Annotated in this window: 14 protein-coding genes and 3 pseudogenes; 13 read left to right on the forward strand and 4 right to left on the reverse strand. The window is 38.2% G+C overall.

All coding sequences use genetic code 11. The features are described 5' to 3' along the window. Position 1 precedes the first annotated feature (1 nt). From KH893_RS06920 to KH893_RS06930, 3 genes and pseudogenes are all read left to right on the forward strand, one after another. On the forward strand, positions 2–868 hold the full coding sequence (locus KH893_RS06920; RefSeq protein WP_281165424.1) for a sugar ABC transporter permease: 867 nt from the start codon (positions 2–4) through the stop codon (positions 866–868). Positions 869–971: 103 nt separating this feature from the next. Then, complete coding sequence (locus KH893_RS06925; protein WP_281165425.1) at positions 972–1,709, forward strand: DUF1189 family protein; 738 nt, start codon at positions 972–974, stop codon at positions 1,707–1,709. 207 nt (positions 1,710–1,916) lie between these two features. Further along, positions 1,917–2,021 (forward strand): annotated as a pseudogene (locus KH893_RS06930) (IS200/IS605 family transposase); the annotation flags it as partial. A gap of 40 nt (positions 2,022–2,061) precedes the next feature. Here the strand turns inward: KH893_RS06930 and KH893_RS06935 are convergent. Continuing rightward, positions 2,062–2,916, reverse strand: a complete 855-nt coding sequence (locus tag KH893_RS06935) for an aldo/keto reductase (RefSeq protein ID WP_281165426.1) — start codon at positions 2,914–2,916, stop codon at positions 2,062–2,064. 167 nt (positions 2,917–3,083) lie between these two features. On the opposite strand from KH893_RS06935, the gene jag reads away from it, so the two are divergent. Together jag and KH893_RS06945 are read left to right on the forward strand one after the other, a co-directional pair. After that, complete coding sequence (jag, locus tag KH893_RS06940) at positions 3,084–3,758, forward strand: RNA-binding cell elongation regulator Jag/EloR (protein WP_281165427.1); 675 nt, start codon at positions 3,084–3,086, stop codon at positions 3,756–3,758. Positions 3,759–3,775: 17 nt separating this feature from the next. Beyond that, a complete protein-coding gene (locus KH893_RS06945; protein ID WP_281165428.1) occupies positions 3,776–4,228 on the forward strand; it encodes a MarR family winged helix-turn-helix transcriptional regulator in 453 nt (150 codons plus the stop codon). 108 nt (positions 4,229–4,336) lie between these two features. On the opposite strand, the gene KH893_RS06950 is transcribed toward KH893_RS06945, so the two are convergent. Both KH893_RS06950 and KH893_RS06955 read right to left on the reverse strand, forming a co-directional pair. Then, positions 4,337–4,654, reverse strand: coding sequence for an ArsR/SmtB family transcription factor (locus tag KH893_RS06950; protein WP_281165429.1), 318 nt, complete (start codon positions 4,652–4,654; stop codon positions 4,337–4,339). Between the two features lie 87 nt (positions 4,655–4,741). Continuing rightward, positions 4,742–5,686, reverse strand: a complete 945-nt coding sequence (locus KH893_RS06955; protein WP_281165430.1) for a nucleoside hydrolase — start codon at positions 5,684–5,686, stop codon at positions 4,742–4,744. A gap of 213 nt (positions 5,687–5,899) precedes the next feature. On the opposite strand from KH893_RS06955, the gene KH893_RS06960 reads away from it, so the two are divergent. From KH893_RS06960 to KH893_RS06995, 8 genes and pseudogenes are all read left to right on the forward strand, one after another. After that, positions 5,900–6,922 carry a BMP family lipoprotein gene (locus tag KH893_RS06960; RefSeq protein ID WP_281165431.1) on the forward strand — a complete coding sequence of 341 codons (1,023 nt, stop codon included), beginning with the start codon at positions 5,900–5,902 and terminating at the stop codon, positions 6,920–6,922. A gap of 115 nt (positions 6,923–7,037) precedes the next feature. Continuing rightward, positions 7,038–8,564, forward strand: a complete 1,527-nt coding sequence (locus KH893_RS06965) for an ABC transporter ATP-binding protein (RefSeq protein ID WP_281165432.1) — start codon at positions 7,038–7,040, stop codon at positions 8,562–8,564. A gap of 12 nt (positions 8,565–8,576) precedes the next feature. Beyond that, positions 8,577–9,653, forward strand: coding sequence for an ABC transporter permease (locus KH893_RS06970; RefSeq protein ID WP_281165433.1), 1,077 nt, complete (start codon positions 8,577–8,579; stop codon positions 9,651–9,653). 1 nt (position 9,654) lies between these two features. Beyond that, positions 9,655–10,614, forward strand: coding sequence for an ABC transporter permease (locus KH893_RS06975; protein ID WP_281165434.1), 960 nt, complete (start codon positions 9,655–9,657; stop codon positions 10,612–10,614). Between the two features lie 305 nt (positions 10,615–10,919). Beyond that, positions 10,920–15,389 (forward strand): glutamate synthase large subunit, encoded by a 4,470-nt coding sequence (gltB, locus tag KH893_RS06980; protein WP_281165435.1) that lies wholly within the window; start codon positions 10,920–10,922, stop codon positions 15,387–15,389. A 14-nt stretch (positions 15,390–15,403) separates the two neighbouring features. Beyond that, the gene (locus KH893_RS06985; protein ID WP_281165436.1) at positions 15,404–16,828 is read left to right on the forward strand and encodes a glutamate synthase subunit beta; all 1,425 of its coding nucleotides are present in this window, start codon (positions 15,404–15,406) and stop codon (positions 16,826–16,828) included. 925 nt (positions 16,829–17,753) lie between these two features. Next, positions 17,754–19,267: pseudogene (locus KH893_RS06990) on the forward strand (IS3 family transposase). Continuing rightward, a complete protein-coding gene (locus tag KH893_RS06995) occupies positions 19,233–19,976 on the forward strand; it encodes a transposase (protein ID WP_281165437.1) in 744 nt (247 codons plus the stop codon). Before KH893_RS06990 ends, KH893_RS06995 begins: the two are co-directional and overlap by 35 nt. A gap of 6 nt (positions 19,977–19,982) precedes the next feature. Here the strand turns inward: KH893_RS06995 and KH893_RS07000 are convergent. After that, a pseudogene (locus KH893_RS07000) lies at positions 19,983–20,312 on the reverse strand (IS1634 family transposase); the annotation flags it as partial.

Here is a 20,312-nt window from a genome sequence, read left to right on the forward strand (position 1 = left end):
TATGGCTGAGAAAATAAAAGTAAAAAAAGCAGGATCAATTAAACGAGGACGTTTTCTTACTCATTTTTTTACGTATTTGTTTTTGGTAGTTTTATCAATTATTATTATTTATCCACTACTAATTACATCAATTACGGCTTTTAAGAGTACTAACATTGTTGCTTTTACATTAAGTTTCAAGGGACCATGGACATTAGAGAACTTTAAAGATTTATTTACTCATACACTCTATGGCAGATGGTATTGGAATACGTTAGTAATCTCAATTGGTACCATGCTTATTCAAGTCACAGCAGTTACATTGGCTGGTTATGCATATAGTCGTTACAAGTTTGTTGGGAAAAAATGGACATTAATTTTCTTCTTAGTTGTTCAAATGATTCCTACCTTGGCTGCATTGACTGCATTTTATGTATTAGCAATGATTTTAAATGGATTAGATCATTATTGGTTTCTTGCTTTAATTTATATTGGGAGTGGAATACCAATGAATGCATGGCTAATGAAGGGATATTTTGATACCGTTCCGTATGATCTTGATGAATCTGCCAAGCTGGATGGGGCAGGAAACTTTACCATTTTTTGGAAAATCGTGTTACCATTAGTTAAACCAATGATCGCGGTTCAAGCATTGTGGGCGTTCATGACACCGTTCGGAGAATATATGACAGCCAGTTACTTGTTAAGGACTAATGCCCATTTGACGGTTGCTGTTGGCTTGCAACAGTTTATTCAAAACACTGAAAACCAGCAAGTTACTCTATTTTCAGCCGGTGCAATTTTAATTGCTTTGCCAATTAGTTTGCTGTTCTTCTACTTACAAAGATACTTTGTAACTGGATTAACCGCTGGAGGTACTAAGGGCTAGTTAGTATTGGAGTGTTGAATAGTTTATGATCAGTCAAAAATTTCCGCTAAGTTTTTTTTATAATATGGTTTCACCAATTAGATCTTTTTCAGGAAGAAAATCTATGACGTGGATGCAGATTATCTTGATGTTTACTTTTTTATGTGCATTGATGGTTTTGCCGATTCCTTTTCATTACCAACATATGCAAGAGGTCGATATGGGGAATTATCTGCCAAAGGTTAATAAATTATTAGCTAATACTCAATTAGGAAGAGAAATAAAACAAGCTGATTATACTAAACAGACATTTAAGTTTCATGGAACAAAAATTTTAAAAAGGAATAAAATTGAAATTTTAGGAATTGAACTGACGAAAAAACAACTAGCAAATTATAAAGTTGCGGTCAGTGTTAATTCAAATAATATTTATTTGAAAGAAAAGGGTGCGGTTTATAAATTAAACTATTCAGCTTTGCGTAATATGCAAGCAGGATCTTTTAAAAAACAAGTTAATTGGTTATGGTATCAAAATAATAAGGGAGCAGTTGCTTTTTCAATGTTATTGATTATTGGTAGTGTCATTGTTTTAACCAATATGATATTAGTCTTTTTAGCTGCGGTCTTCGTTTGGATGGCACGCAAAAGTCCTTATGTAACGATTAATACGTATCGGGAGTCAGTTGGCTTAACACTTAATACAATTGGTGTTAGTTCGATTATTACGATGGTAGTTGGGTTTGTTTATTTTGATATTTCTTTTATGCTGATTTTACAGATGGTTCTTTGTTCATTGATGTTATTGCTGATTTATTCAAAAACACGTTTCAATGATGAATATCTGTCAAGGGTTAATCATTAGTTTTAAAAAGAGTCAAGGCACGAGTTATTTTGCCTTGACTCTTTTTATTAATGTCTTTAGACCTAGTTGAGCTCGCTTGCGTGCGAAACAAAAAAACCACCTGCTTTGCGGGTGGAAAAGCAAACGGTTAAACCAAAACGCCTCCATAAGATTTAAAATGTAGGTGTCAAAGCCAAACATTTAAAAATCGAAAGGGGACGCTAAAAATTGGCGAACAGGTTAAATAGTCTTGCACATACAAAATGGTTATGCAAATACCATATCGTCTTTACACTAAAGTATAGAAGAAAAATCATATATAATCAATATCGATGAGACTTGCAAAATGATATTTAAATTATTTTTAGCTCAATCAAAATTCAGCTGTATCAGGATCAGCTGCATAACCAACAATTCCTTTAAGTTGATCAATTGTTTTCATATCGGTTTTAGATAAATTAAAATCAAAAAGTTGTGAGTTTTCTTCAATCCGATTCTCATGGACTGATTTAGGTAATGGAAGAAACTGATGTTGTAAAGACCAACGTAAGCAAATTTGAGCGACCGTCCGCTGATTTTTAGCAGCAATTTGTTTTAAAGTATCATTAGCAAAAATTTTACCAGTTCCTAGGGGACTATAAGCTTCCAACAAAATATTATTTTGCCGGCAGTAATCAATAGTTTTCAGATCTAAATCACCAGGACAAATCCGAATTTGGTTGACCATTGGCTGAACGGTCTGTGTTTCTGCTAAAATTTGTAAATGATGGGGACGAAAGTTGGAAACTCCGATAGCTTTAATTTTGCCGGCTTTGTAGGCATCCTCCAAAGCTTCCCAAGTATCTTGCAAGTGCTGCTTCCAGTTGGCATTGCGGGCAGCCTTAGGATTTGGCCAATGAATTAAAAATAGATCCAGATATTTGACTTGAAGAGCTTTCAATGATTGATCAATCGCCGCTGTAGCAGCTTGGTAGTTATGAGCATGATTATTCAACTTACTAGTTAGAAAAATTTGTTGCCGGGCAATTCCACTTTCTCTGATGCCTTCACCAACGCTTTGTTCATTGCCATACATTTCAGCTGTGTCAATATGACGATATCCTGAGGTTAAAGCCTCTTTAACAGCAGTTTTGGCAACTTCGCCAGCTGGGGTTTGCCAAGTACCAAAACCAACTACTGGAATCTTTACACCATTTGCTAAGGTATAAGTGTCAACTAAGCTCTTCATTCAACAAGACCTCACTTATTATTTTGATTTTCACCACTATTCTACTACAATTTGATTGTAAAATGATTTTTAAACTATTTTCTGAATTTTGGAAGTTAAGAAGTTAGCCAAACCTTCAATAGATTTTAATGTTATAATATTTTATAAATGTACACGGAGGATAGATAATGACAAAGTTTACTGGAAAAACGGTTAATGATGCTTTGAATAAAGGGCTGAAAGCATTAAGGTTAAATCGAAATCAAGTAAATTTAAAAGTTATAACTGAGGGTTCACGAGGCTTTTTGGGAATTGGAAATAAGCCAGCAGTTATTGATTTGCAAGAAATAAACAAAGAAGCTACAGTTGTTGAAAAAGATGTAACACTAGCAGCAGAAAGAAGATTAGCTAAAAATCAAGCAGTTGAGGTTTTAGGCGAGTATTTAGCAGATGTAACTGAAGCAATGGGTATTAAAACAGAGATTGAAGTTACTCAAGATGAAAAGTTAGTCACTTATGCTTTTGACACGCAACAAGTTGGCCAACTGATCGGAAAACACGGTCGAACCTTGGATGCATTGCAAACACTGGCAGAAAATTTTTTAGCTAGACATAAAGGCCAAAAATTGGATATAATTTTAGATGTTGCTAATTATCGCGAAGAACAACGAAAAAACTTGGTGAGAATGGCTAAACGAAAGGCGGAGCAGGTTCTCAAATCTCAGCAACCAGTTAATTGTCCGACAATGTTGGCTTTTGAGCGAAAAATTATTCACCAAACTTTAGCTAGAAGCAATGTTGAAACTATATCGGTAGGCAAGGAGCCACATCGATATGTTAAAATTTATCCTGATAAGAAATGAAGAAAGTAGGCAAAAAAATGGGATTAAATCATGAACCTAACAAATTAGATGACGAGCTTTGCTTTGCTATTTATACTGCCCAAAAAGTTTACAATAAATTCTATGTCAATTCTTTAAAAGAATATCATTTAACTTATCCACAATATATTACGCTTTTGGCACTTTGGGAAAGTGATGAACCGATGATGATTAAAGAATTAGGGAAAAAGTTAGATTTGGATAACGGAACCTTAACGCCTTTATTACGAAGAATGGAAAAAGGTGATTGGATCGTTAGAAAACATTCACAGACTGATGCACGTAAAGTTTATATTTGTTTAAGCCGCAAAGCCAAAGTCAAAAAATGTGAGATTAAGCGAAAAATGAAGTCTTGTTTTTCACAAGTCGATATGACTGTTGAGGAATATCAACATGATGTGGAATTGATCAAAAATATTGCTAAAAACATCAAAAATGGCACACAAGCATAATTTCGTTCCATGTGAAACAAAAGCTAGCGGTTATTTGAAAAATGTATCAGATAAGCTTAAATGATAAGTAGATAAAAAGCTCTAGAGCGTAAGACTCTAGAGCTTTTTTTAAGTGTTTTTTTCACGAATATGTTCTCTAACTTGATTGAAAATAGTAATTACGTGTCGATCAGAAAGTTGATAATTTATCTTTTGTCCAGCACGTAAGCCACGGACTAATCCTGTTTGCCGCAATAGTTTCAGCTGATGCGAAATAGCTGACTGAGAGATGCCAATGATATCAGCTAATTCGTTAACAGATAAACTTTTTTCAGCTAGTAGGAATAAAATCTTATATCTTGTCTGATCACCAAAAGCTTTAAACAATTGAACGCTTTTTTCAAGTTCTAGGAATGAAGGCAATTGAGGATTGTTTGACTTTGTCATTTAGTTCACCTTTCACCAGAAAGAGTATAGTAATAAGAATTAAACTGTTAACACTCATTATACGCTTACAGGCCGGGAATTTGAAATTTAATTGTCGGCTCGTTTAGCTAATTGATCGATCAAATTAAAGAAATGCTGTCGATCAACGTCATAAACTAAAGTAGCTGGTCGACCGCTAGTAGTCAAGAAGGTTTTTCCATCGCTGGGAGCAGCTAAACTGACATCACAATTAATGGCTTTAGTCTTGACGAGAGAGGAGTCATAGCAATAACAGGTAGTTAATACATCCCATAAGTAATAAGTTGAGTTGGTAGCAAATTGATTAAGCTCAGGGACAAAGGCATAACTATTGCCAATAAAATCGAGACCAGTGAAGCGGCGTTGGGCAGCCCAATGAAGTCTGACTTTGGGTGTTAATGGCACATTGTTAGTACTTTCCAAACTGACCAAGTCAAGCTTGATTGGCGCATCAAAAACTGTTTTGACAGCTGCTGGATCCCAAAAAGCATTCCATTCTTGTGTTCCATCAGAATCAGGTTCTTCAACATTACCCTTTTTTAGAAAGGTTCCGCCCATCCAAATCACTCGTTCGATTTTTTGGCTAACGGTTGGAGCAACTTTCAAGGCTGCAGCTAAATCGGTGAGTGGGCCAGTAAATAACAAGGTTACCGGTTGGGTCGCAGCTTGCAGCTTAGCTATCAGATCTAAATGGGCAGGTTGTTCAGCTAGTGGCGTAATAATCTTGCCGCTTTCATTTAAAAGAGGCAAAGCATTTTCTGAGTAAGTTGTCAGTCGCCATTCTTTAGGGAAGGGATGGACCCCCCGAGCACTGGAAGCCGCTACAGCTAATTTTTTACCGTGACCAAAGCGGTCAATGATTTTGCGGCTAGCTTCTAAGGAAGGTTGTAAATAACTATCGGCATTAACTGCTGCTACTCCGATTAGGCGAATAGTATCCATTTGTAGTAATAAAAAAAGTGAAATTAAGTCATCAACTCCACCATCATGGTCGAAGTACACATTTTTGATCATAATTAAACTCCTCACATTATAAAATTAATTCAATTATATAAAATATGAAAACGTTCGTCAAAATTAATTAAAATCATTGTTATAACGCTAATATGTTAGGATATATGATAGAAAGCGAACTATTTTTGATTGTGTTCAAATAAATGTATTGATTTAATTACAAAAGAAGGGTATACTATGAGTCATGAAAAAATAACTTTGGGGGTCATTTGATTGAAAAAGAAATGGATGGCATTGGTTGCAACGACTTTCGCACTTGGAACAGTTCTGGTGGGATGTGGTAATCAATCTTCAAGTAGCAAAGGCACTAAACATTCTGCCGCATTAGTTACTGATGGCGGAGGGATCGATGATAAGTCATTCAATCAGTCGGCATGGGAAGGCTTGAAAAGCTGGGGCAAGAGCCATAATTTGAAAAAGGGTGTAAATGGCTATAATTACGCGCAGTCAGATGATGATTCAGACTTTTTGCCTAACATCAACAAGTTGATCAAGGCAAAATATGCAACTATTTTTGGAATTGGGTACAAGTTGGACAATGCCATTGGAACGGCAGCTAAAGAAAATCCCAAAACTAATTTTGCAATTATTGACTCGGTCGTAAAAAATCGGAAAAATGTTGCTTCGGTAACTTTTAAAACTGAACAGTCATCATTCTTAGCTGGAGTAGCAGCAGCAGAAACGACTAAAACTGATAAAGTTGGTTTTGTTGGTGGAATGCAAAGTGATGTGATCAAGACTTTTGAAGCAGGTTTTAAACAAGGCGTCAAAGCGGTTAATCCAAAGATCCAAGTTGATGTTAAATATGCTGGTTCATTCAGTAAAGCTGATGTTGGTCAATCATTGGCAACAGCAATGTATAACAATAATGAGGATGTTATCTTCCATGCGGCTGGTGGCACTGGTGCTGGTGTTTTCACAGCAGCTAAAAATGCAGCTAAAAATGGTAAAAAGGTTTGGGTAATCGGTGTTGATCAAGATCAAAAAGCCGATGGTGCTTATAAAGGCGGTAATGTAACTTTAGCCTCAGCTGTTAAGAAAGTTGGGACAGCTGTTAAGGATTTGTCGAATCAAGCAATGAAGGGCAAATTCCCAGGTGGAAAAACGGTTACTTATAATTTAAAAGATAACGGTGTTGGTTTGGTAAATGATAATATGTCAGCCAAAACTTGGAAAGTGGTTCAAAATTATCAGCAACAAATTGAAAGTGGTAAGATCAAAGTCAGTCCTAAATAATTTTTAGGTTCAATTCCTACAGTTAACAATATTTTAATGATGGTGAAGAGTTGGCGCGGATCAATGCTTCACCATTTTGTTGCATAAAAGAACAGCTGACTTTTAGGAGGAGCAAATGGTAGAAAAATATGTAGTTGAAATGCAGCACATCACTAAGCAGTTTGGCAATTACAAAGCCAATAATGATATTTCGCTGCAATTAAAAAAAGGTGAGATTCTTGCTTTGCTAGGTGAAAATGGTGCTGGAAAGTCAACTTTAATGAGGATGCTTTCAGGTTTACTGGAACCAACCAGTGGCCAAATTTTAATTGATGGTCAGCCGGCCCATTTAAATGATCCACGTGATGCTAAAAAATTAGGAATTGGAATGGTTCACCAGCACTTTATGCTGATTCCGGCTTTTTCCGTACTTGAAAATATTATTTTAGGTGATGAGCCAACGAAAGGTATCAAAATCAATTATCAAAAAGCTGCTGTGAGCATTCAGCAATTAGCGGCTAAGTATCATTTGGAGATCGATTTAAAAGCTAAGGTTCGTGATATTACCGTTGGAATGCAACAGAGAGTCGAAATCATGAAAGCTTTATACCGCCAAGCGCATATTTTTATTTTTGATGAACCAACGGCGGCCTTGACACCACAAGAGATTGAACAATTGATCAAAATTTTCCGGGCACTAGCAAATGAAGGCAACTCAGTGATTTTTATTACTCATAAGTTAAAAGAGATTAAAGAAGTTGCTGATCGTTGTGTTGTGATCCGAAGTGGGAAAGTAATTGATACCGTTAAAGTCAGTGAAACACCAGAAGCAGCTTTGGCAGAAATGATGGTCGGCAGAAAAATTAATTTAGATATTATCAAACAAACAACGGATCAAAGTCGAAAAATTTTAAATGTTGAAAAGCTAACGGTTGAGAATCACGGTCGGATTAAAGTTCGCAATTTGAATTTGACTGTGCATAGTGGAGAAATAGTTGGAATTGCTGGAGTCGATGGTAATGGTCAAAGTGAATTAATTGCTGCTTTGACGGGTTTGATCAAAAGCAAATCTGGTACGATCAAGTTGTTGAATCGGTCATTGCAAAACTTAAGCGCACGTCAGATCAGTCAAGCGGGTGTTGGTTGTATCCCTGAGGATCGGCAAAATGTCGGGTTGATTCTGCCATTGACGATTGCCGAGAACCTAGTCTTAAAGGATTATTATCACCAGCCAGCAAGTCACTATGGTTGGTTGAATTATGCAGCAATTAATCAGCATGGCCGAAGATTAATTAAGGATTTTGATATTCGTTCGCAAAGTGAAAAAGAAAAGGCAGCTGATCTTTCTGGTGGAAATCAACAAAAAGTCATTGTTGCTCGAGAAATTGCCGCTCAGCCTAAATTATTGATTGCTGCTAACCCGACTCGTGGGGTCGATATTGGAGCAATCGAGTATATTCATGAAAAGATTATGGATCAGCGAAATGCTGGTCGCGGGGTTTTGCTAGTTAGTTTTGAACTTGATGAAATCTTAAAACTCTCTGATCGAATCGTTGTTATGCATGAGGGTCAAATTGTTGGTGAATTAAATCCAAAGACAACGACTAGTGAAGAATTAGGCTTAATGATGGCTGGAAAAAAACCAGTTATGCAGAAAGGATAGAGGAGGAAAACTATGCAGATTAAATCTTTGAAGGGTTTAATGATCCCGCTGCTGTCAGTAATTGCTGGATTTTTAGTGGGTGCGATCGTCATGCTGATTTTCGGCTATGATCCGTTACAAAATTATATTAATTTGTTTGTCGGTTCACTTGGAGACATTTATTCGATTGGGGAGACACTTCGTAATATGACTCCCTTGATTTTAACGGCGTTAGGTTTTGCGGTCGCCAGTAAAGCAGGCTTCTTTAATATTGGCGGTCCAGGTCAGTATTTATTTGGCTGGTTTGGTGGAATTAGTTTTGCCTTGGCATTTCCTCATTTACCTGGAATTATTTTGATTATTGGTTCTTTATTATGCGGTGCAATTTTGGGTGGAATTTGGTCAATGATTGCGGGTATTTTACGGGCATACTTTGGTACAAGTGAAGTTATTACGACAATTATGTTAAATTATATTTCGTTATACTTTATTAATTACGCAATTAGAAGTTGGCTAGCCAAAAAAGGCAATGACTCTTCGCCTAACATCGTCGCTAAAGCCAGTTTGAATACACCATTTTTGAAGTCGATCACAAACAATTCAACTTTTAATTGGGGATTTTTCATTGCTTTAGTTGTGGTTGTCATAGTTTGGCTGTACTTTAATAAAACTAATTCTGGTTTTGAAATCAAAGCAGTTGGAATCAACGAAACTGCCTCGCGTTATGCAGGGGTCAACGTCAAGCAAACGATTATTGTGGCTATGCTGATCTCCGGGGTGCTAGCTGGTTTAGGCGGAGCAATCGATGGCTTAGGAAATTTTCAAAACATTTCGGTCTCAAATAATTTACCTGATGTTGGTTTTAATGGAATGGCGGTTGCTTTGTTAGCAAGTGAAAATCCGTTTGGAATTATTTTTGCGGCTTTGCTATTTTCGGCTTTGCAGATAGGTGGTCTAAGCATTTCAGTTTATTCAAATACTCCGAGTGAAATTGTTGATATTGTGATCGCTTCAATTATCTTTTTTGTGGGCATCAAGTATCTATTTGAGTGGCTACTAGCTAAGAGGAAGCACCATTCTCAAGAAAAGTTAAGTGAAGGGGGCAGATAAGATGAGTTTTTCAACTGTTTTAATGACTGTTTTTTCAACAACTTTGATTTATGCTGCTCCACTGATTTTTACCGCGTTAGGTGGAGCTTTTTCAGAACATAGTGGAATCGTCAATGTTGGCCTCGAGGGCATGATGATCGTTGGGGCATTTAGTAGTACGGTTTTTAATTTATTTTTTGCTAAAATTTTGGGGGCGGCAACTCCGTGGATCTCATTGTTGGTTGGCGCAGTATTCGGGCTATTATTTTCACTGCTGCATGCGGTGGCAACGATCAACTTTCGTGCAGATCATATCATTAGTGGGACGGTTTTAAATATGCTTGCACCAGCGTTATGTGTGTTCTTAACCCGAATTTTTTATAATGGCAAAGGCCAGACACCAATTATTGATCAAAGCATGGGAACTTTTACTTTCCCAGGATTATCGAAAATCCCATTATTAGGTAAAATGCTCTTTACCCATACATCATTAGTTGCTTATGTAGCAATTGTTGTTGGAATTATCGGCTGGTATTTTTTATATCGAACTAATATTGGTTTACGTTTACGATCAGTTGGTGAGAATCCTGTCGCTGCCGATACGTTAGGGATCAATGTTGCTGCGTATCGTTATCTGGGAGTTTTGATTTCGGGCTTTCTAGGCGGCATTGGTGGAGCTGTTATGGCACAATCGATTACCTTGAACTTTTCTGTCAGCACAATTTCTGGTCAAGGTTTTATGTCGTTAGCTGCGATGATTTTTGGCAAATGGAATCCATTAGGAGCCACAGCTGCTGCCATCTTCTTTGGCCTTGCTCAGAGTTTGCCGATTATTGGCGGATATGTTCCATTCCTGGCACATGTTAATTCAGTTTGGTTCCAGGTTGCACCATATGCGATTACGATTATTGTGTTAGTGATTTTCTTAGGTAAAGCAGTTGCACCAGCAGCAGATGGACAGAACTACATTAAAAGTAAATAGTTTTTTATGGCATGCGGTTTTTGGCCTTTTAAGAGTCAGGTCAAACTGTGTGTTTTTTAGTTAACAAAACTAGGAAGCTGATGTCAGCTTAAAGGCAGATTCTAAGAGCTCTCACGTAAAATAACAAACTATTAGTACTTAAATTCTTTAGTTTCCAAAGAATTTACTCCATCATCTTGTTATTTTCTGAATCTACCACTAAAATTAAAAGAACATTAGACAATTTTTAAGAATCTTTTATTTTACAATGTTCGGGTTATCTTGATGTCTGGTGACATTTTTTGCAAATAAGGTGGGGAATAACAATGGAAACCAAAAAAAAGACGATGTATAGTCCGGCTTTTGAACATGACGCCTGCGGAATGGGTTTTATTACTCAAATTGATGGTAAAACCAGTCATGAATTAGTTGAGCGTGCTTTAACCATGTTACGACGGATGAATCATCGTGGTGGGACCGGAGCTGAACCTGACACCGGCGATGGAGCGGGCATTCTAATCTCAATGCCGGATAAGTTCTTTAGGGAGTATGCTCAGCAACAGGAATTTGAATTACCACCATTGGGAGAGTATGCAATTGGGATGCTGTTTTTGCCACAGCGAGAAAATGAAAAACAAGCAATGCTGCAGTCTGTAACTGATGAAATTCGACAAGCCGGTCTTGGAGTTCTCGCTGTGCGGGATGTACCATATGTTTATGAAAGCTGCGGGCCAACTGCCCAAAAAGCAATGCCAGGATTTGCTCAAGTCATTATTAAAAAGCCAGTTGATGTGTCAGCAGGTCGAAAATTTGAAGATGCACTTTATCTCTTGCGTCGTCATCTAGAGAAGACTTTCTCAGCTGAAGAATTTGGAATTGTTAGTCTTTCCAGTCGAACTTTATGTTATAAAGGAATGCTGCATGCTTACCAAGTTGGTGAATTTTACCCTGATTTGCATCAACCAGCAATGGAAGCAGCGATTGCTTTGATCCATTCACGTTTTTCTACCAATACTTTTCCTAGTTGGGAACGTGCCCAACCATTTAGATTTTTGGCTCATAATGGAGAGATCAATACGCTAAAACGGGCTGAAAATTGGATGGTCAGTCATAATATTGAAATCTACAACGAAGATGACTCTGATTCAGCAAAACTGGAAAATTGTCTGGAATATTTGTATCGCCATGGTCGCAGTATTCCACAAATCCTATTGATGATGTTGCCAGAAGCTTGGGGTGAAGGGACAAAACTAACAGCGAAGCAACGAGCTTTTGATGAATATAGTTCAAGCTTTGTTGCACCATGGGATGGCCCAGCAGCGTTGTGTTTTACTGATGGTGTTCAAGTTGGAGCAGCTTTGGATCGAAATGGCTTGCGTCCGTCACGTTATCAGCTAGTCAAAGGTAACTTTTTGATCGTTGCTTCGGAATCAGGTGTCTATGATGTCAACCCCGCTGACATCCTTGACAAAGGGATCTTAGGGCCAGCTGATATGATTTTAGTCGATACCAGCAAAGGAAAGTTTTACCGAACTGCTGAAATCAAAGAACATTATGCTAATTTACATCCTTATGGTCAGTGGCTAAAGGATGAGCAACTAACGCTAGCTGATTTGCCCGAAGCAGATGTTGATGAAAACATTTCAGCCAATGCGCTGAAGACACTCTGGCGGCGTCATGGTTATACAGAAGACATTATTCAAGATGCCTTGATCCCAATGGCTAAAACAGGTGAAGAACCAGTTATTTCAATGGGATATGATTCACCATTATCTGTTTTAAGTAAAAAGCCACAATCACTGTTCACTTACTTTAAACAACAATTTGCCCAAGTTACTAATCCGCCGATTGATGCGATTCGTGAAAAATTAGTGATTGGAACCGAAATGTTTTTGGGAGCTGATGGTGACATTACTGCTGATACGCCAATCAACGCGAAAAAAATCAGGTTAGATTCACCTTTATTGACCTCTGCGGATTATGAAAAGCTACGGCATTTAAATGGGAAATATGGTTTTAAAGCAGCAGAGGTTTCCATTTGTTATGATAATCTTCCACGTACCAATCGTTTGGAGCAGGCTTTGGATGATATGTTCAAAGCAGCGGAAAACCAAATTGATAATGGTGCGAATCTAATTATTTTAACTGATCGTGGAGCAACCCGCGATAAATTAATCATCCCGGTTTTATTAGCAGTATCAGGTTTGAATAACTATTTGGTTCGCAAGAGCAAGCGTGAATTGGTTTCAATAATTGTTGATACTGGTGAAGCTTGTGAAGTTCATCATTTTGCCACTTTATTGGGCTATGGTGCTTCAGCAATTCATCCATATGGAGCTTATACGACGCTGATAGCTTATGGTTTAGGTGATAAATTAGAGAATTATCGTCAAGCAGCAGAAAAAGGGATCGTCAAAGTTATGAGTCGAATGGGGATCTCAACCATCATTGGCTATCAAGGGGCTCAGCTATTTGAAGCAGTTGGCCTTTCACAAAAAGTAGTTGATGAATACTTTACTGGTACCGAAAGCCGAATCGGTGGCTTGACTTTAAATCAGATTGAAGTTGAGTACTTACAGCGTTATCAACGAGCTTTTGGTCTAAAAGCAAATGAGGATCTGCCTTCAGGTGGCAGTTTTAAATACCGCCGTGATGGTGAGCATCATTTATACAATCCATTGACGATGTATAAGTTCCAACAAGCTGTTCGAACAGATGATTACAAGATGTATCAAGACTATGTTAAAGAAATGCATCAAGAAGAGCTAGAAACTCCAACGACCATTCGCTCGTTATGGGATATTAAACAAACTCGACCGGCAGTTCCACTAAGTGAGGTCGAACCCGTTAGTCAGATTGTCAAACGCTTTAAAGCAGGTGCGATGAGTTTTGGAGCACTTTCAAAAGAAGCTCATGAATGTATTGCTCAAGCAATGAATGAACTTGGCGCAAAAAGCAACAGCGGTGAAGGTGGCGAAAATCGTTCTCGCTTTAAGATACAACCAGATGGTCACAACTTGAATAGCAAGATCAAACAAGTTGCTTCAGCTCGGTTTGGAGTTAACGCTGAATATTTAATGAGTGCGGAAGAGATTCAGATTAAAATGGCACAAGGGGCTAAGCCTGGTGAGGGTGGTCAATTGCCTGGCAGCAAAAATTTCCCGTGGGTTGCTGAGGTTCGGGGATCGGTTCCGGGCGTGCGGTTGATTTCACCGCCACCGCATCATGATATTTATTCAATTGAAGATTTGAAACAATTGATCCATGATCTAAAACAGGTCAATCCCTTTGCAAAAATTACCGTTAAGTTAGTTTCAAGTACCGGAGTTGGTACGATTGCTACTGGCGTCGTTAAATCAGGTGCCGATAAAGTTGTTATCAGCGGCTATGACGGTGGGACCGGAGCGGCGCCAAGAAACTCAGTTCGGGATGCTGGCTTGCCATGGGAAATGGGATTAGCTGAAACTCATCAGACCTTGGCGCTTAATAACTTGCGTCAGCGGACAACCTTGGAAACGGATGGCAAATTGATGACTGGCCGCGATATCGCAATTGCAATTATGCTGGGAGCTGAGGAATTCAGTTTTGCTTCGTTAGTATTAGTAGCGATCGGCTGTATCATGATGCGGGTTTGCAGTAAGAATACTTGTCCAACTGGGATTGCCACCCAAAATCCTGGTTTACGGAAATTTTTTGTCGGCAAGCCAGAGCATATTAAAAACTGCATGCGCTTTTTAGCAGAAGATTTAAGAGAAGAAATGGCAGCTTTGGGTTATCGGACAGTCGATGAATTAGTTGGACATACTGAAAACTTGCAGCCACGTTTCATTGCTAAAGGAAAAGCCAAATCACTTGATTTTTCAAGAATTTTAGGAACTTCAGTGGGAATCCATCGAAAAGTAGAAGATCCGTTCAAACCAAAAGATCAGTGGCCGGAATTGAACCAATTTGCTGAAGCAGCTATTAATGGTCGAAGGAAAATTGTTATTAAACAACCAATCAATAATCGAATGCGAACTGTTGGAGCTCGTATTGGTGGCTGGATCGCCCAACGCTTTGGCGATAATGGCTTGCCAGCTGGTCGTTTGAAGTTTGAATATACTGGAGTTGCTGGTCAAAGCTTTGGAGCTTTTATTACTCAGGGCTTGGAACTTGAACTGACTGGAGAAGCCAATGACTATGTTGGCAAAGGTCTTAGTGGTGGTCGCTTGATCGTCAAAGCGCCGGCCAGTGCTAAGCAGATTTACAGCAATGCGCCAATCGTTGGCAATGTTGCTTGTTTTGGAGCAACCGGTGGAGAAGCATTCTTTAACGGTCGTGCTGGCGAACGTTTCTGTGTTCGAAACTCGGGTGCTCAAGTCGTTGTTGAAGGAATCGGTGATCATGGCTGCGAATATATGACTGATGGAATTGCGGTAATTTTGGGTTCGACTGGGCGCAACTTTGGGGCTGGAATGTCAGGCGGCTTGGCTTATGTTTATGATCCGGCTGGGAATTTCCCTGAAGAATGCAATCCAGAAATGATTGAACTTTTTAAATTAAATGAAACTGGTGATGACAGCCTTTTGTTAGAATTGATCAAAAAGCATTATCACTATACAGCGTCATTAAAAGCAAAATATTTATTAGATAATTGGGAAACAGAACAGCAGCATTTTGTCAAAGTTTATCCGAAAGAATATCGGAAAATCAATGAAATTATGGCAAAATATGCTGGTAAGGGAGTCTCAAAAGCAGAATTAGAACAAAAAGCATTTGATGTTGTTGTTGGTGCACAGCCAACGATCATGAAGTAGGGAGGAAAGCGAAAATGGCAGATCCATTTGGTTTTATGAAATATCCGCGGGTAAATAATCCCTTTCGCGAGGTTGAAGATCGCATCAAAGACTTTGAAGAAATGCAAGGGCCGCTAAGTGATGAAGAACGCCGCCGTCAAGCTGCCCGCTGTATGAATTGTGGTGTGCCACATTGCCATGCTGGCTTCTTTTATGCTGGTGGTCGAGCTGTTAGTGGCTGTCCTAATGATAATTTGATTCCTGAATGGAATGATTTGGTTTATCGTCAAGAAGATAAACGAGCTTTTGAACGATTGACGAAAACAAACCCGTTACCAGAATTTACGGGACGGGTTTGTCCAGCTCCTTGTGAAGTAGCTTGTAATGAAGCTTTAAATGGTCAAGGAGTTACGATTAAAGATAATGAGCGATTTATTATCGACCAAGCATTTAAACATGACTGGGTGATTGACAGTGGGATGCCGCTGCAACGTAATGGGATCAAAGTTGCAATTGTCGGTAGCGGGCCAGCTGGATTATCTGCGGCTTGGCAATTAAATAAATTTGGTTTTGATGTTACAGTTTATGAACGTGATGATCGTCCCGGTGGTTTAACTATGTATGGGATCCCCAATATGAAGCTGCCTAAGGAGATCGTTGCCCGCCGGATTGCAACGATGGAAGCTGTTGGAATTAAATTCATTGTCAATACTAACGTTGGTGTTGATGTTACGGCAGAAGAATTACAAGCTCAGTATCAACGAATCATTTTGACGATTGGTGCCCGGGCAGCTCGCGATTTGGCGGTTCCTGGTCGTGAATTGAATGGAATCATGCAGGCTGTTGATTTTCTAACTTTAGCGACAAAACAGGTGTTGAAGGATGGAACTAAAGCTAACAAATTGTTGGCCGGCAAAAAAGTAGTCGTGATTGGTGGGGGTGATACTGGTAATGACTGTATTGCTACGGCTGTTCGTCAAGGAGCGGCGGCAATTCATCAATTAGAGATCACTCGTCAAGCGCCGACTAAGCGGCTGGCAAGTAATCCTTGGCCACAATGGCCAATGGTTGCTAAATTGGGTTATGGTCAACAAGAAGCCCAAGAATTATTTGGTAAAGATTTGACGACTTATGAAGCAACAGCAGTCGGTTTCAAAGGCCACAATGGTCAATTGACTAGTCTGACAACCAGCAAGGTACGTTTATTCAAACCAGTTCCGGGGACTGAACAGGAGCAGCCAGTTGATTTAGTTCTTTTGGCGATGGGTTTTACCGGAGCACAAAAGTCAATCATGGATGCTTTTGGTATTAAAAAAGTCAATGAGGATTATACGACAAATCAAGATCAGCTTTATGTCGCTGGTGATGCTCGACGTGGCCCAAGTTTGGTGATTTGGGGGATTCACGAGGGGCGTATGGTAGCTGATCAGGTTGCACGATCATGTGAGGTCAAACTTTAATATAAATAAGTTTTATAAATTTGAATAGTATGAAGGAATAAAACCAATTAATGACATCATCTTTTTTTATTTCAACTGATTTTTCAAGTTTTAGGGTAAGCAATAGTTGAAATAGCAGTCTATGCACAAATAGCTCAGAATTGTATAATGATCCTGGGTTTTTTTTATGTATAGGTGGTTTGTTTCTTAAAACTTTAATACAACAACTCTTGTTTGGAAAACTCAGGTTTCATATCTCAAGACATTAATTCTTCAAGTACATTTGTCAAGGACGGAATAAAAAAGTCGTAAAAAAATCGGTTTTGTTTTTACGCAAGGAATGAGCTTTGACGAATTCTTTGATCAATAGAGGATTATAAGTAATCAGTTGGGGTAGGAAATATCAGAGTATTTCGCGTAGATCAGTTACTTTAGCATCAATTCCAACGTACAACAAGATAACCGCTCCTTCGATGACCTATTGTAAATTAAAACTTTAATATCATTAGTAATAATTTTTACTGCCATTTCACGGAGGTGTTTGTCAAGCTATTTTGTGAATGACGCTCAACTGAATTAACTGCTACGACATATTCTAATTGTATAAAAACGCCTGCAATATTTGATAAGGCGAGTATAACAAGAAATTTTTGTTTAAATCGGCACACTACTTCAGTTATCACGTATCTTTAAAAAAAGCTAAAAAGAAGAACTACTCAGGGACTTAGTGAAATACATTTCAAAAGATTGGATCAAGAATCCAGCTTTAGAAAATCGGGTCTCCGTCAAACATCCTAAAGTAAGAGGTATCAAGATTGTGACGACAATCTTGATACCTCTTTTACTATACTTAAATTGAGTTTGTTTGTGGCAGAATGAATATACACAAGAAGAGGGGGTGCGGACATAATCCTGGACCAAAAATGAACATAGGAGGAATGTCCACATGTTTTCCCATGAAGAACGCGTCAAAGCTATTCAGTTATTTTTAAAATATGATTGTTCCTATGCCGCTACCATTCATAAATTAGGTTATCCGTCCCGGGGCGCACTACGCAAATGGTACAAAGAATACTTGATATCTGGAGAATTACATCAGAAACACCAAAAAAAATCAAAATATTCTGAAGAACAAAAACAAGTAGCAGTGAATCATTATTTTGAATATGGTCAATGTTATGCACGGACTATCCGGATGCTTGGCTATCCCAATAGAGAATCTTTACGGCAATGGTGTGAAGAACTAGCACCTGGAGCTAGAAAACTTCGAAAAAGTGCGATAAAGTTAACACAAAATCAAAAAGATGACGTGTTGAAAAAGTTTTATAAGCCTCAAACCAACAGAAAAAGCTTAGCTGAAGCCGAAGGCATTAGTAGAGTCACTCTGTATCAATGGAAAAACACGTATCTTGGAAAGGACTTTCCACTGCACATGACTTCAGAAAATCAAGGAACTCAAAAAGAAGTACTTTTAAAGGAAGTTGAAAAATTACAAGAACAAGTACACCAATTGCAGCTCGAGAAAGCATTACTTGAGGGAGCTGCTGAACTGCTAAAAAAAGGAAAAGGCATCAATCTCCTTCACCTGACAAATCAGGAAAAGACACGATTGATTGATGCCTTAAGAAATCAATTTAAATTGAAAGAGCTTCTTCAGCAACTTCAATTATCTAAAAGCAGCTATTTTTATCAAAAACAAGTACTTGAAAAAAAGATAAATATTTTGAAGAACGACAATTGATCATCGCCATTTTCAACAGCAATTTTTGTGTTTATGGTTACCGTAGAATTCACCAAGTGCTTAAAACCATGGATAAGAAACTCTCTGAAAAAGTTGTACGAATGTTGATGTTCGAAGAAAATTTAATTGTTAAATTTTCCAAGTGAAAAAAATACTCTTCATATGCTGGGGAAATAACCCCTGCACAACCCAACTTATTGAATCGAGATTTTAAAGCGAAAAAGCCTAATGAAAAATGGTTAACCGATATTACTGAATTCAAAACTCCCGCAGGGAAAGTTTATTTGTCACCAATTATCGATTGCTATGATGGGGCTATTATTAGTTGGACTATTGGCACCAAGCCTAATGCAGAATTAGTGAATGCAATGTTAGATGGTGGACTAGCGACCCTCCAAGAGCATGAGCATCCAATCATTCATTCTGATCGAGGTGCTCATTATCGCTGGCCCGGTTGGATCAAAAGAATGAACAAAGCAAATTTATCCCGCTCCATGTCAAAAAAGGGTTGCTCACCAGATAATTCAGCTTGCGAGGGTTTTTTTGGCCGGTTAAAAAATGAGGTGTTTTATCAACGTGATTGGAAAAATACAACAATTAATCAGTTTATAACTCATTTAGATCATTACATCAATTGGTATAATAATCAACGGATCAAGTTATCATTAGGAGGATTAAGTCCTCTTGAGTACCGGAAGAAGCGAGGTTATGCTTGTTAAATTAGGTCCAGAAAAACGTCCGCACCCCCTCTCTCTTGTGTATATTCATTCTGCCACAAACAACGATATATTTAACCCAATTCGATCAGTGCTCGGGTTAACTTTTGTTAACCTCTTTCCACATCCTGATTTTTTAACAGGTTGTATTCCAGGAACGATGGTGAAACAAATCATTGGCTTGGTAAGTCCTAAAATCCATTCGGATTTAATTGTACGTAGATGTAAAGAAGTCTGGCAGGCCGGCCAATTATCATATCCGGCACAACCTGCAGACTCATTTTTAATTAGCCAAATCCGTGGTTATTGTGGAGAGATTCAGCGATATAATCAGGACCATGACTTATTAAAGCGCCAATTGATCACTTACGCGAAAACTTTTCCGGAGTTTAAAATCATTGCGAGTATTCCTGGGGCGGGAGAAATATCAACGGCCCTGTTACTAGGCTTTACAGGAAAAATAGCGAGATTCCCAAGCTATAAGCAACTAAATGCTTACGTTGGAATAGATTTACGACGAATCCAATCCGGAGGATTCAAAGAAGCTGACCGGATTAATCGGAGAGGTCAAAGTAGTGCCCGTTACATTATGTTTGAAATGATCAGATCCATGCTTAGAAATCAAGCACGTATTGATAATCACATTGTGGATTACTACTATCCCATCTTTGACACTTTTTTGAAGACAAAATCCGCTAAAGAGTTGTTTTAACAACCTTTAGCGGATTATTTTTTTTGACTGTTTTGTAGTACTATTCTCTTTTCCTTGTTTAATAATTTTTTTCATCTTTTCAATTGGCATTATTTCAAAATCTGTTCTAAAGTTAAACGCTTCATGTAAAGCATCTGTAATGTCTGTTCTTTCATATGTTGGTATATATCCTTGAGCAGGAACTTCTAACATTTTCATTTTACGTAAAATTTCAATAATCTCATGAAATGAAGCCACTTGATGTGTTTTTTGTTCAAGAATCCTAAACAGTAACAGTGCCATAAAACAAATTAGAAAATGTGCTTCAATTCGTTCTTGTCGTTGCAAGTAAACTGG

Origin of the sequence: Liquorilactobacillus sicerae (genome assembly GCF_029916425.1) — a bacterium.
Classification (GTDB): Bacteria; Bacillota; Bacilli; order Lactobacillales; family Lactobacillaceae; genus Liquorilactobacillus; species Liquorilactobacillus sicerae.

Coding starts and splice junctions, on each gene's coding strand:
- KH893_RS06985 (WP_281165436.1), top strand. CDS start 15,404: ATGGCAGATCCATTTGGTTTTATGAAATATCCGCGGGTAAATAATCCC.
- gltB (WP_281165435.1), top strand. CDS start 10,920: ATGGAAACCAAAAAAAAGACGATGTATAGTCCGGCTTTTGAACATGAC.
- KH893_RS06945 (WP_281165428.1), top strand. CDS start 3,776: ATGGGATTAAATCATGAACCTAACAAATTAGATGACGAGCTTTGCTTT.
- jag (WP_281165427.1), top strand. CDS start 3,084: ATGACAAAGTTTACTGGAAAAACGGTTAATGATGCTTTGAATAAAGGG.
- KH893_RS06950 (WP_281165429.1), bottom strand. CDS start 4,654: ATGACAAAGTCAAACAATCCTCAATTGCCTTCATTCCTAGAACTTGAA.
- KH893_RS06925 (WP_281165425.1), top strand. CDS start 972: ATGACGTGGATGCAGATTATCTTGATGTTTACTTTTTTATGTGCATTG.
- KH893_RS06920 (WP_281165424.1), top strand. CDS start 2: ATGGCTGAGAAAATAAAAGTAAAAAAAGCAGGATCAATTAAACGAGGA.
- KH893_RS06955 (WP_281165430.1), bottom strand. CDS start 5,686: ATGATCAAAAATGTGTACTTCGACCATGATGGTGGAGTTGATGACTTA.
- KH893_RS06970 (WP_281165433.1), top strand. CDS start 8,577: ATGCAGATTAAATCTTTGAAGGGTTTAATGATCCCGCTGCTGTCAGTA.
- KH893_RS06975 (WP_281165434.1), top strand. CDS start 9,655: ATGAGTTTTTCAACTGTTTTAATGACTGTTTTTTCAACAACTTTGATT.
- KH893_RS06965 (WP_281165432.1), top strand. CDS start 7,038: ATGGTAGAAAAATATGTAGTTGAAATGCAGCACATCACTAAGCAGTTT.
- KH893_RS06935 (WP_281165426.1), bottom strand. CDS start 2,916: ATGAAGAGCTTAGTTGACACTTATACCTTAGCAAATGGTGTAAAGATT.